General features: G+C 68.5%; 10 protein-coding genes and 5 pseudogenes. 4 read left to right on the forward strand and 11 right to left on the reverse strand.

From position 1 onward, the window contains the following. Window positions 1-357 precede the first annotated feature (357 nt). Entirely contained in the window at window positions 358-2,163 is a 1,806-nt protein-coding gene (locus ABZ910_RS32815; protein WP_361372470.1) for a DUF2637 domain-containing protein, read from the reverse strand. A gap of 1,144 nt (window positions 2,164-3,307) precedes the next feature. On the opposite strand from ABZ910_RS32815, the gene ABZ910_RS32820 reads away from it, so the two are divergent. Next, a complete protein-coding gene (locus ABZ910_RS32820) occupies window positions 3,308-3,817 on the forward strand; it encodes a hypothetical protein (RefSeq protein ID WP_361372472.1) in 510 nt (169 codons plus the stop codon). On the opposite strand, the pseudogene ABZ910_RS32825 reads toward ABZ910_RS32820, so the two are convergent. Further along, window positions 3,786-3,953: pseudogene (locus ABZ910_RS32825) on the reverse strand (transposase); the annotation flags it as partial. The gene ABZ910_RS32820 and the pseudogene ABZ910_RS32825 overlap by 32 nt on opposite strands. 467 nt (window positions 3,954-4,420) lie before the next feature. After that, a complete protein-coding gene (locus tag ABZ910_RS32830) occupies window positions 4,421-5,338 on the reverse strand; it encodes a DMT family transporter (protein WP_361372474.1) in 918 nt (305 codons plus the stop codon). Between the two features lie 606 nt (window positions 5,339-5,944). On the opposite strand from ABZ910_RS32830, the gene ABZ910_RS32835 reads away from it, so the two are divergent. Further along, a complete protein-coding gene (locus tag ABZ910_RS32835) occupies window positions 5,945-6,481 on the forward strand; it encodes a hypothetical protein (RefSeq protein ID WP_361372476.1) in 537 nt (178 codons plus the stop codon). 176 nt (window positions 6,482-6,657) lie between these two features. Here ABZ910_RS32835 and ABZ910_RS32840 read toward each other — a convergent pair. The 3 genes and pseudogenes from ABZ910_RS32840 to ABZ910_RS32850 all read right to left on the reverse strand — a co-directional run. Then, window positions 6,658-6,831: pseudogene (locus ABZ910_RS32840) on the reverse strand (IS481 family transposase); the annotation flags it as partial. 103 nt (window positions 6,832-6,934) lie between these two features. After that, window positions 6,935-7,321: pseudogene (locus ABZ910_RS32845) on the reverse strand (SsgA family sporulation/cell division regulator); the annotation flags it as partial. 118 nt (window positions 7,322-7,439) lie between these two features. Beyond that, window positions 7,440-8,048, reverse strand: coding sequence for a hypothetical protein (locus ABZ910_RS32850; RefSeq protein ID WP_361372478.1), 609 nt, complete (start codon window positions 8,046-8,048; stop codon window positions 7,440-7,442). 352 nt (window positions 8,049-8,400) lie between these two features. Between ABZ910_RS32850 and ABZ910_RS32855 the strand changes: the two genes are divergently transcribed. After that, window positions 8,401-8,709, forward strand: a complete 309-nt coding sequence (locus ABZ910_RS32855; RefSeq protein ID WP_361372525.1) for a hypothetical protein — start codon at window positions 8,401-8,403, stop codon at window positions 8,707-8,709. On the opposite strand, the pseudogene ABZ910_RS32860 reads toward ABZ910_RS32855, so the two are convergent. Beyond that, a pseudogene (locus ABZ910_RS32860) lies at window positions 8,674-8,862 on the reverse strand (transcriptional regulator NrdR); the annotation flags it as partial. The gene ABZ910_RS32855 and the pseudogene ABZ910_RS32860 overlap by 36 nt on opposite strands. A 4-nt stretch (window positions 8,863-8,866) precedes the next feature. Between ABZ910_RS32860 and ABZ910_RS32865 the strand changes: the two are divergent. Beyond that, a pseudogene (locus ABZ910_RS32865) lies at window positions 8,867-9,180 on the forward strand (repressor LexA); the annotation flags it as partial. A gap of 76 nt (window positions 9,181-9,256) precedes the next feature. Here ABZ910_RS32865 and ABZ910_RS32870 read toward each other — a convergent pair. From ABZ910_RS32870 to ABZ910_RS32885, 4 genes are all read right to left on the reverse strand, one after another. Beyond that, window positions 9,257-9,586 (reverse strand): hypothetical protein, encoded by a 330-nt coding sequence (locus tag ABZ910_RS32870; RefSeq protein ID WP_361372480.1) that lies wholly within the window; start codon window positions 9,584-9,586, stop codon window positions 9,257-9,259. A gap of 300 nt (window positions 9,587-9,886) precedes the next feature. Continuing rightward, window positions 9,887-10,090 carry a cold-shock protein gene (locus ABZ910_RS32875; protein ID WP_361372482.1) on the reverse strand — a complete coding sequence of 68 codons (204 nt, stop codon included), beginning with the start codon at window positions 10,088-10,090 and terminating at the stop codon, window positions 9,887-9,889. A 593-nt stretch (window positions 10,091-10,683) separates the two neighbouring features. Next, window positions 10,684-10,911: a hypothetical protein gene (locus ABZ910_RS32880; RefSeq protein WP_361372484.1), complete on the reverse strand. Its 228-nt coding sequence runs from the start codon at window positions 10,909-10,911 to the stop codon at window positions 10,684-10,686. Window positions 10,912-11,832: 921 nt separating this feature from the next. After that, window positions 11,833-12,258, reverse strand: coding sequence for a DUF6223 family protein (locus ABZ910_RS32885; RefSeq protein WP_361372486.1), 426 nt, complete (start codon window positions 12,256-12,258; stop codon window positions 11,833-11,835). Between the last annotated feature and the right edge of the window lie 100 nt (window positions 12,259-12,358).

Raw genomic sequence — 12,358 nt, forward strand, 5'->3', positions numbered from 1 at the left:
GTGTCCGGCCGTCACCGTGAGTGTGCAGAACGGCCCGACGGTGGTACACCCGTTGGTCGACGGCACCGGCAGATCCGACGTGCTCCCCGATCCGAGTGCGCATCGCTCGCGGGCAGGTTGAGATCGGTGACCGTGGCGTCCGGGTCGATGCGCAGTGCCCGCATGGGTCCTCCTCATCGGTTCCGGGGCGGTGCTGCACACTGCGCAAAGGCGCGGTGCGCAGGACTTCGCGGGGTGCGCAGGTCCTGCGCACTAATCACTGTGTCTGCGCGTTGAGTGCTTGATCAGGGGTTTTACTGATTGCGCATCCTGCTGGAGGCTGTCGAGAATCCGATGCGCAATCGACCCGAACGATGCCTACTGCTGAGCCTCGGCGTGATGCCGGGTGAGCGCGTGCCAGCGCCGCGCGAAGTCTTCGGTCTGCTCGGCGATCTGGGCTGGTGTGATCGGCTTGTTGTACTGCGCGGTAATCCCGCGGGTTGCGCAGTCGTGCGCAACGGCATCAGCCGAGGGCGCTTCGGTGCGCACGCGGTGCTCCGCCCAAACGTTGTAGGTGCGGAACTGACGCGGGTAGCGACGTAGCGTGGAAGGGGCGACGGGCTTCCCTCCCCGGCCGAGCATGCCCTTCTCCGCCAGGAAGGCGGAGAGCTCATCGGCACCAGGTTCGCCGCCGTGCTGAGCCTGATACTCCATCCACGCGAGGTAGTAGCGGTCGACGACGGTCAGGTCGCCTCCCTCAGCAGGATCCTGCGGCGGGGGCTGCTCGTCGACCTTGGCGTCGATCCTCGGGCTCCGCTGCCCCCTGGCGGCCTGGGCGCTGGCGGCCACAGCCTCCTGTCCAGTCTCCCGATCCAGCAAGGGCTCACCGTGCGCCCGATCGCTGGGATCCCTGTCAGCTTCGTCCTCGGCAGGCGCACTCTCTGGGCCGCCGGTGCCGAACTCACGGTCATGGAATTCGCCGACGTAGTCCTGAAGTTCGGCTGCGGTGACCGGCTGGCCGTTAGCGCCCGTAATGCCGTCGCGCTGGTAGACGTACTGGGCAAGGGCGGGCGCATCGGGGTAGGAACCGCGCTCCTGGGCGTACGTGAGCCAGGCGTTGTAGAAGTAGTCGCTCCACGTCAGTCCGTCCGCGGTTTGCGTGTCTTCGGGCTCGGTCCCAGCGTCGGCCGACGGCGCATTGCGCCGCTTGAGGACCTGCAGCAGAGGCTCGAGTTGCTCGTCCGACAGTGGTCCGCCGGCCGCGGTGGCGATGCCGTACTGGTCCTGGAGCCAGATAGCGAGCTGCGCGCTTGTGGGCTCGGATCCGAAGGTGGCGAGCCAGGCCTGGTAGGCATCGGCGAGGTGTCGGGCTTCCCTGTCGTCTTCCGCGTCTGGTCCGTGCGACCGGGTGTGTTCCGCGGGCTGCGCCCGGTTCGTCGGCTGAGGCTCCGAGGCACTCAGTTGCGCAGGCCCGTCCTCTTGCTCGACCGTCTCGAGTTCGGGGCTGCGCCGCTGCGCCGGTACCGGGGTTCGGTCGACGGTGAACTGGATGGGCGGCTCGTCGATACCGGCGGCGGCCAGGCCGGCCGGGGCCGTCTCGGCCAGGGGTACGCCATAGCGGGCCAGGCGGAGAGGCATCAGCGACTCCACCGGGGCCTTGCGGCGCCAGGCGCGGCCGAAGCGGGAGCGGAGGCGGGCCTGGTAGACGAGGCGTTCCTGTTCGAGCTTGATGACCTGGTCGTAGGAGCGAAGCTCCCACAGCTTCATGCGGCGCCAGAGTAGAAACGTGGGGATTGGGGAGAGCAGCCAGCGGGTGAGGCGTACGCCCTCCATGTGCTTGTCGGCGGTGATGTCGGCTATGCGGCCAATGGCGTGGCGGGCGGCTTCGACGGCGACCACGAAGAGTATGGGGATGACCGCGTGCATGCCGACGCCCAACGGGTCCGGCCAGGCCGCTGCCCCATTGAATGCGATGGTGGCGGCGGTCAGAAGCCATGCGGTCTGCCGCAGCAGCGGGAAGGGGATGCGGATCCAGGTGAGGAGCAGGTCCAGGGCAAGCAGCACACAGATGCCCGCGTCGATGCCGATCGGGAAGACGTAGGAGAAGCTCCCGAAACCCTTGTTGAGCGCCAGCTCGCGGACGGCCGCGTAGGAACCGGCGAACCCGATCCCTGCGATGATCACGGCGCCGGTGACGACCGTGCCGATGAGAACGCGGTGTATCCGGGTCAGCTGTAGTGGCGCGGCCACCGGTACTCCCCTTCTGGATCAGTGATGAACAGGTTTCACCCTGTCATGTACGCAGTGGACGTGGGAGGACTTGGGCGCGTTCCTCGCTGGAATCCTGTGGAGGCCGGACCGGATCCGTCTGCCCTCCGCGATGTGGTCTTGCTGGACCACGTGCGTCGGCCTGCTCGTTCGTTCTGCCTCCGGTCGCTGCACCCTCCGGAAGCGGAGAATGCGGTCGATCGCGAAGCAACCGCAGACAGAACCCATCCCGGCCAGGCGGCGGCCGCGGGTACCGGCGTGCACGCTGTTATTCGGCGAGGAGCTTGGCCAACGTGAGCTGGCCTTCGTGCGTCATGTGCTGGCACAGGATGCGGTCGAGTGCCGCGGGATTGCCCCAGGGAAGTCCCGGCGTCGGCGGCTGGGAAGGCGGTTGCCGCGGTCAGGATCCTCAGCGGAGTTCCTCACCGTCTCTGGAGCCGACGCTTCCGGGGTGATAACTGCGCTATCACCCCGTCCCCTGCGAGGCTGAGCCGGTCTGCTCCGCAGACGCAACGCGCCGCCGCTCGGCGGGGGGACAACTCCCCTGCTTCACAGGGGAGTTGATCCATGTTACTCCGTTCCGGGGTATGGAATTGCTCCGCAATTCCGGCCAGGAATTCGCTCCGCGAATTCTTGAAAAGCGCGGCTAGGTGGGGCGGGGGCGACTCGAAAGGACCCGCAGAGAAACTGACAGCCCCTCAGACAGCAGGCACCAATTTACGGATACCAAATTCCTCGAATCCCCACCCTGCACCCTGAACCGACCCCCCGCCCAATTCCCCTATTCCTTCCCAGTCAGAGCCGAGAATACGCCCGACACAACATTCCCGACAACCCATGGCCACAGCCCACGCCGCGCGCGAACAAACCCAGCTCCACACCCCACGGCTCCAACCCGGGCCTGGCTGGGGGCTTGTGAGGGGGGAGCAAAAGACCTCAGCCACTCGAGAAGCTGTTGTCTTTCCGTACTTGATCGCGGTGTTGTCGCTGGTCAGGCATAGTGCCGGGGTTTCCGTGGCAGGCAGAGCACGTCGTGTCTGCGTAGCGGTGGAGGTGCGGGATGCCGTCGGTGATCGGGCTGTTGGAAGAGCGGGAACGAGCTGCCGCTCAGCGAGTGGAAGTGCTGCGGACCGAGGCGGACCGGGTTCTGGCCGCGTTGCGGGAAGCGGAGCTCGACTGGGAGCGGTTCGTCGTGTCCCGGGAGACCGTGGTGGAGGTTCTCGCCAGCCCGGATGGTGTGGAGGAGGCTGCCACGCCGGCGTCCGGGGATCCTGAACCGTCGCCGTCGCCGTCGGGTGCGGTGCCGGGGCCGGTGGTGCCCGCTTGGTGTGAAGGGCTCGTGGTGGCGGTGCTCTCACCGGAGTATCAGCGGATCATGAAGGTCCTGATCGCAGCGGAAGGTGCGCTGTCATGCAAGGAACTTGCCTCCGAGCTCGGGGTGGAGCCGGTGGCGGCGAAGGTGGAGGGGGTGCGGTCGAAGGCGAACCGGCTGGTGCGGCAGGGGTGGTTGGTCAAGGAGCCCTCGGGCCGGTTCGCGCTCAGGGCCGGCGTGCGAGGCGGCGGGTCATGAGCATCGTCATCGACCAAAGGATCATCTCGCTGGAGTCGCACCGGCGCTCGTAGTCGCGGACCAGGCGCCGCGAGCGCAACAGCCACCCGAAGCTTCTCTCCACCACCCAGCGGCGCGGCAGAACGCGAAATCCGCGCAGGTCATCGATCGGCCTGCTCCTGGCCGTCCGGGTGCTGCCCGCGGATGTCACTGACCGGCAGGCCGCCGCGGACATGCTGCCCGCGCTGCGGACACGGTTTCCCACGATCACGAAGCTGTGGGCCGTCGCAGATCAGGTGCCGGCGCCTGCCGTTGATCTTCTTGCCTCCGTCGTAGCCGCGGCTGTCGGCCCTGCCGGCCGGTGCCGCACGCACCGGTGAGGCGTGGCCTCCACCTGGTCCCGTACGGCTGGCAACGAGCGGATCCCGGACCAGCCATGGGAGACAAACTTCTCGAGGCGAAACGGCTCGCGGGGGTCGTGCACACTGTTGAGGTAGCTCCCTGGCAAAGCATGCGGCTCGCCCTCATCAAGGTTGCCGCGTCAGCCAGCATGCTTCCGGCGGCTGGCACCGGGCTCCAGCGACAGCCTGCTCCTGCCCCGCGCTTCTTCCCGCTCGCCTATTTTCACCCCGCTGCTGCGGCAGGCTGCTCGATGGTGTCGTGCTCGTCCTCGCCCAGGTCGAGGCACCCTGCGAGGCACTTGGTCCGGGACAGCGCAAAAATTCCGTAGAGGAGCACGCCCAGTCCCAGCAGGGCCGGGACGAGCCAGAATCCGTCACGCGGTTGCTCTCCGTAGATCGTCACGCCCAGGCAGAAACTCACCATGGCATCGCCAAGCGTCAAAGCAGGTTGAGAGCCGATGAGAGGGCCCCCTTGCATGGCCATCCCGAGCAGGAACAGAGAAAAAGCGCCAACAGCCGCGAAGACGTACGTCTGCCATGCCAGGAAAAAGGCAACGGCACCCTGAGTGGAGAGAATGTTCATGGCCGACTTGACCAGCGCCGCGGTGACGGCGTTTCCGATGGCCGCGGCCGCTCCGAGGGCAGCCGCTCGTATCAGACCGACGGGACGTCGCAGACCGGCGAGAACAAGGACAGCGCCGGTCCCTCCAGTGACCGCGAGTGCCGGCAGCCACCAAATCCCGGGCACCTGTGCGCGGCCTCCCGTAGGAGCCAGAGAAAAGAGTGCCAGCGCCAGTCCACCGACGATGCAGGCCACACACAACCAGGCCTTCCGCGTCACAGTGACGTGAAAGACGGCCCCTCCGATCACAAGCGCCAGAGGCAGTTCAAGAATGAAGATGGGTTGCACCGCGGCAAGCGAACCGGTAGCCAAAGCGAGAGCCTGAAAGACAGCGGCGAAGATGACGCCGAGGATCCCGCCGAACCAGACCGGGGTGCGCAGTAAATCGCGGACCAGCCCGATACGCAGGGACGGTGATGCAGAAACAGTGACCACGGCGCGCCGCTGCAACACCGTCCCGAGCGCGTTGCTGCCGGCCGCGAGCAGAGCGAACACGATGGACAACAGGATCGTCACCATGCGCACCACTCCTGGGCTCGTGTTTGTCCGTCACGGCCCGCTCTGTGGCCCATCGCCCAGGCTACGCCTTATCGCCACCGCACAGCGTCCTCGTCGAGGCGGGCCGTACCCGTCGGCCAGGCCACCTCGCGCGATAGCCCCTATATGGATTGGTCACAGAAAGGGAGCATGGAATGACTGAACGCGCGCACGTGACACCGCTGTGAGGCGCGCGGGACGGTCAATCTCGGAGGCCCCGCCGTCTGAAGCTGAGGGTTGCCGTCGTGGACATGGCGACCCTTGGGTGGTACCCGGACCCGTGGCATGAGGACGGCGGCCCGGCCGGGCATCGGTGATGGAACGGCACGACCTGGACCGATCATGTGCGGGCGCCGCAGCCGCCCGGCGGGGGCAGGCGGCGCCGCGGCCTGGTCGTGGGCCTCATAGCCGGCGCCCTCGTTCTGGTCGCCGGGGGTGTCACGGCGGCGGTGGTGCTGACCGCCGGCGACGGCGGGCGCAAGGGATTGTCGGCCCACGGGTCCGCTTCCCCTGACCGGCACGCGCCGAGCCCGTCGGAGCCGCACGCTCAGCCGAGCCCTTCCGGATCCGCGGGCGAGGACCGCCACAGTGGCGGGAGCCGGCCCCCCCGGGCGGCGCCCGGCCATCACCGGACGCGTCGACGACACGGTCAACGGCCTTCGCCTCCCCGTGCTGCGCGGCTGGCGGGGCACTTCCACCAAGACCGGCGCGGGCCTCGGGTACGGCACCGTGTACCACTGCCCGGCGGTGCCCGCCGACTCCTGCCTGCCCGGCGGGGCGTACACGCGGGTCATCGACCATCCTGGCGACCTGCCCCTCAAGGAGCTGGCACAGGCCGAGATCGGCGAGGTCGCGCAGAGCGTGTACGGGACCAACACGAGCGGCCGGAAGGACTACGGCGGCATCACCGGACATCGCGGGACCGCCGCGGGGGCCGTGACGGTCGCGGGACGGAAGGGGTTCTTCATCCGCTGGAAGGTCAGCACGGGCAAGGGGCCCGGCGCGGTCGTGGAAGCCGCGGTGTTCCCCTCGCCGCGGGTCCAGGGCCGCTATCTGCTGCTCGGCTTCGGCTTCGACGACAAACGGCAGGGGCCCGTCCGTGACGGACATGGAGTGGATCACTGATGGCATCGAGCGCCTCGACGGCGGCGGCAGCGGCAGCGGCAGCGGCAGCGGCAGCGGCAGCGGCAGCGGCAGCGGCAGCGGCAGCGGCAGCGGGACCGTTCGCACGGCTCGCCCGACTTGGCATGCCGGAGCCACACCTTGCCGCCGCCCTTCCTGATGGTCCTGCCGATGGCCAAGGCGAGGCGGCTGTGGTCGTCGACGGCGGAGTGGACGTAGTCGAAGCCCATGCTGTTGCGCCGGGCGCGGCCGGCCTGGCGGCCCAGGACCTTGTGACCGCCGCCGTCCGGGATCCGGCCGAGTTTCTTGACGTCGACGTGGACCAGCTCGCCGGGGCGGTCGCGTTCGTAGCGGCTCGAGAGCGAACTGGGAAGCTGACCTGCCCGAGATTCGGCGACTGGAACTGCGCATGGTTCGGTCGAGTGTGTTGCCGAACCGCTGGTGCTCGGTACCTGCGGCAACCAGGAGGAGTGTCTTGTCCACGAACCGCTTCAGCTGGGCATGCGGAGCGGACAGCAGCGCCGTTCCTTCCGGTGAGCTCAGCTGGATGAAGGTGCGGCGTTCCGCGTGCCGCGTCGGCGGATCGGGCGGAGTCCACACGGTGACGTCGCCTTCTCCTCCGCTGTGCTTTAGCCCTTCGACGAGCAGATCACGTGCGAAGCTCCACACCACCTCATCTCCCGGACCTTCGCGGTAGAAGACGGCCTCAACCGCGTAGGGATCACTGGACCGGTAGGTCACCCGGACCGGCACCTCCGCCTGCTTTCCGCCCTTCTTCGGGTGCACGGTCATCGGCATCACGGCGTGTTCGATCGCGCCGTCGTCGGCTTGCTCGGTCCACATCAACTCCGGCCATGTCACGGCAGGAGGGAAACAAGGCCCACAACGTGTACACGCCCGGCTGTGGGCGGGGTCGGCCTTTCTGCGCCGGGCGGCCCCTGGCCCTTACGTCGGTGAAGCGTTATCCGTCCGCCGGTGCTCCCGTCGTCGGGATGCCACCGCCCTCGTCAGAGGTGGTACTCAGGGACTCTTCATATGCGCGCAGACGGCGGTCCACTTCGTCAAGGTGTTCTCTCAGCGCCTTCTGGCGCCTTTCATCCACGAAGGCGCTGCCGATGACCCGTGCCATCACGCTGACCATGGCGGCGAGGACAAGGGCTCCCACAGCACTCACCGTGGTGAGGAAAACGAAGGATGCCAGTTCAGGCGCCGGTCCATGATGAGGAGTCGCTGACCATCGGAGGACCTTGACGATGGTCCACACGATGAGCAGGGAAAGAGTCGCCCAAAGCACCCCGGTGACACCGAACTTGATCAATCCGTTCCTTCCGTCCCTCTCCGCCTGCTGGCGCAGCACAGTGGTCTCGCCCAGCTCGGCCAGTTCCTGTTGCGTCGGTTCCTGGTCTGCCTTCAGCCGCGCTATGACCCTGTCCTGAGCGGCCCACTTACGCTCTGTCGACGTAAGTACCGGGGCCGTCCATTCTTTGAGGAGACGCTCGAACTGAACGGTGGCGATCACTTGGACGGCGGCCATGATGGACGTGGTGATCGCGGCATAGTCATCGGTCATGGCCCAGTTCATGAGTGGTCCCCCTCGACCGGCTGCTCCGTGTGCCGAACGCACGGTACCGATCAGCAGCACCGACAAGAACCGGTTCAACGGCGTTGGCCAGGGCGGTGGTGAGGGTTTCCGACCCAGCGCGGCACCGGCAGGGAAATCAGAAGGCCACGCAGGGCGCCGGTGTCGAGCCCACCGTGGTCTCAAGGCGTCGCAAAACCTGCTCGGCACCCGCTGTCACGGTGGGCCGGAGCGGGCACGAGCGCTGCAGGCCGTTTTCTGCAGGGGTCGGCCTCTGGTGGAGGGACTGAGGAGGTCGGGGATCCGATCGGGGTGCTGCCGTCAAGGCGTCACGGTCTGGACCATGCCGATCACGATCGCGGCGAGGACGCCCGCGATGCCCGACGGGCTGGGCGAGCGCCGGACGGCGGTAGACGACGTAGCCGAGGCTGCTGACAAGGAAAAGACCGGCTATGACCAAGAGCAGTGCGACGAGCGGAACGAGTACGACGGTGATGGGCACGAGTCCCCTCTTGGGGTCGGGCACGCGGCAGGTCCGCGAGCGGGTGGACAGCAGAGCGGGGACGTTCTTCAGCCCATGCGTCTCGGGGAAACGACCCCTGCAGGGCGCTGCCATCAGCTCCGTGATGGCAGCCGCGAAGTCCTCGATTGAGTCGAACGCCCGGTAGACGGAGGCGAATGGCAAAAAGGCGACGGGCCGAGCTCCTGGAACGGGCCGAGTATGGCCAGACCCACGTCATGGGTAGTCAGCTCGGCACGGACCCGCTGACCCAGCCAGGCGAGCGTCCTCGGTGACAGGCCGCCCCACCAAGCTGATGGCGCTGGAGCGCAAGGGCTTCCTGTGCCTTGGCCCGCACCGCCCGCGCGCCTACGAGGTCCACGCCTCCGACCAGGCCGTGACCGTGCAGCCCACGGCCACCGCAGGGAAGGCCGCGGTACGTACGTCCCGTTGATCCGCTGCATGCCTCGCCGCCGGTGGCCCGATCCTCGCGAAGAGGCCCGTCGAGGGCACCTTCCCCCCACTCCCCGGCAGCTCGTGGACGACGGTGAGCTGTTCGTGCTGAAGGTCGTCGGCGACTTCGTGATCGAGGCCGCGACCTGCGATGGCGACTGGATCAGCGTCCACGAGCATGGGGCGCGGCACGGTGACGCGCGCGGGGGTATTCGGAGGCTTGCAACATCCGACTGCACCATAGGAGTCAGTCGGGCTGAGGTGGTTGTGGGCGGTCGGCTACGGCTGCGGCGTAGGCGGCCCAGTCGCCGGCGGCGATCTGCTGCCAGGTGGCGGCGGTGTCTGTGCTGATGCCGAGGAGTCTGGCGAGGACGGCGGCGGGCAGTTCTCCGGCGAGGGCGAACAGGGCTGTGGAGCGGTCGCTGCGGGGGCGCAGGCCGATCTTCTTCAGGCGTTCGTCGAGGCCGGCGAAGTCGAGGGGGGTGCCGGGGGCGGATGCCGGGGAACAGCCAGGGCGTGTCGGCGCCGGTGGTGCCGTCTTTGACGCGGCCGCGGTGGCGGGTGGTGGCCAGGTCACGGACGAGTCCGGCGACTGGTTCGGGGAGCGTGATGGGTCTGCTGCCGCACCGGAGCCGCGGCGTCGGCAGGGGGCCGGCGCCTGCCGTGGGAGGCGAGGGGTACCTGCTGCGAAGGACCGGACTGCGAGCCGGCTGCCGTGGTCATGGTGGCTGGGCGGCGTCCAGTGCCCGCATGCGCACCGGCCCCTCGCGCGCGACTCGGTGAAGACGTTCGGGCCGTTCCTGCACGGCCGGCCGCTGTCGTCGCCGATACGGCCGCAGGTCCCGGCGGCTGCTCCGGGACCTGCGGCCGTACGAGGTCAGGCGACGTTGATGTTCTCCGCCTGCGGGCCCTTCTGCCCCTGGGTGACGTCGAAAGTCACCTTCTGGCCCTCCTGGAGCTCGCGGAAGCCGGAAGAGTTGATGTTGGAGTAGTGCGCGAAGACGTCCGGGCCGCCGCCGTCCTGGGAGATGAAGCCGAAGCCCTTTTCGGCATTGAACCACTTGACGGTTCCGCTGGTCATGCTGAGCCTTCCGGTCGATATCGGATCCGCACCGCGCGAACCCGAACGTGATGCCCCGATCCCACACCGCACAGCAAAACGCCCACGCCGGAGCGCGGGCGGGCACTGCAAGATCACGACATCCGACAACAACGCTACACGGCGAAACCGGCCGCCACCAGAGAGCAACAACCGCAATCCCACAACAGCACACCGACACCACACCGATAGCGCGTCGGGCTCCCCCCTCCCCCCACACAAGAGGGAAGCACGACGGTGTCGTGGCCGATGACGACGCAAGGAAGGGACCAACCCCGCGCGGGCGGGGAGCACCTGCCCACGATCGGCACCGCAACCTGGACGTGGGGACCATCGTCCCCGCACGCGGGGGTGGTCCCTGGACCACCTTCAAGCCCACGTGGGTGGGCATGTGGTCCGCGCACGCGCCCCTCATCAGCCAGCGCCTGATCCCCCGGGCCGCCGCGCGTTCACGTAGGCCAGCCACTCCTACGCGCCTGGTGCCGACGGGGTCGTGGTGGAGGCGGGCACTGCTCGGCACACGGTCGTCACGGTGGTGCGGATGCGCCGACCGGCGGCAGGGCCGTCGGCCTCATTCAGGGGGCGGCCCAGTGGTGAGCGGGGGCACCCCGCCAGTCGATCATCTGCGGATCGTCCAGGACGTCCCCGGGGTCGGTGACGCCCGCGGCTTCAAGGAACACGACCAGGTCGTGGTCGCTGTAGGCAGTGCCGAGATCCTCATCCCGGCCGTGAGCGTGCGCAGTGACCCTCCGGCCGCCCGCAGCGGACGGCCGATGCACGACGACCGGCGCAGCATGGCTCACGTCTCCCAGCCTGCCGCCGTCCGGACAGCACCGCGAGACGACCATGGCAAGGCGAGGGACCGGACGATCCCCGCGGGTGCGAGGGCGACGCCGGCGGCTCCGTCGCGGGGGCGGTGCAGCACGGAGCATCCCCGCGGGCGCGAGGGCACACTTGCTGAGCTGCCATTTTACCGGGCGAGGCGCCCGTTTTCGTTCGGTCGCGATTCAAGAACCAGATTCGCTGCCGTGGGGCATGGGCGGTAATTACGAACGCGAGTTGCCCGGGGCGGCGCTGCACGGCGACGCTGGGAACACGCCCCGGCACGGCACCTGCCCACACGCGAGGCCGAGGCTCGAAGCGGTCGCCCAGCGCGTAACTCTTGCGCTGGTTGGCGCGCAGCAGCAGGACGACGGTCAGCTGCCCGGCGCTGTCGCTCCGCCCCACGGTCGGCAACCACACGCGCTCGGCTCCTGCTCGTTCGCCTCAGGCTGGGCGGCGGCCCGCACGGGCTCTGGCTGCCCGGCCCCGGCCCCCACCCGTCGGCGATCGGGAAGCCCCACGATCGTTCAGTAGTGCGCCGCGCAGTATGTGTTCGCCCCGACCGCCGACAAACTGGCTGCGCTGGCCGCACTCGCGCTGGAATGGACGGCAGCGTGATGTCAGGCCGGTGCCGTCCAGCGGTCGGCACCGGCCTTCGTCGTCCCTCAGGCATGGTTGTCGATCGTGACAAAGCCCGCGCCTGCGTAGGCCGAAGGGCTGGGCGCTGGCCTCGGCACGGCAGCCGGGTTGTATCTCGTCGCTTGCGTCGTAGCGCTTCCGCTCCTGTGCAAGGTCGACCGGCTGCCGTCCGGCGCTGCGCAGCAGACCCCACCGCGCTAGGCCGTCGGGCTGCTCTCGCGCGTCGTAGAACTCGCCCAGGAGCTGACGATGAGGGGGGATTTTCAGGCAGACCCGAACGTGCGCTCGTGTTCGCTGCGGTCAGCCGGTGCGGCAGTGCGGCGCGAGCGGGCCCGAGCTAGCCCGCCGAGGACCATGGCGATCAGCCCCAGCACCAGGGCTATGGCGCCACCGACTACTCCGTTGCCGGTGCCGGGACCACCGTCGGCGACGGCCAGATTCACCGCGCCGCCGACCACGGCGATCAGTCCCGATACCACGGCCACGATGGCCCCTTTTTTCCCGCCGTTGCCGATACGGCGCCTGGAGCGGGCCAGCGCCAGCCCACCGATGACCACGCCGACCAGCGCCAGCAGCGCGGCCGAGGTGGCCCAGAATCGCGCGGCGGTCAGGGTGTATGCACCGACGTTGCCCGACTGGGCCAAGGCGTGCGTGGCCGCCGGTGCGGCAAGCATAAATCCGACGGACATGAGGTCCTCCTTGTCCTCCTGCGCCTGGTTACGGCCTGAGCATGTCCGACAGACCCATCGCCGGTCGTCCGGCAGACGCAGACACTTTGGCTGCCGCCGA

The sequence above is a fragment of the Streptomyces sp. NPDC046805 genome (genome assembly GCF_040645355.1).
Taxonomy (GTDB): Bacteria; Actinomycetota; Actinomycetes; order Streptomycetales; family Streptomycetaceae; genus Streptomyces.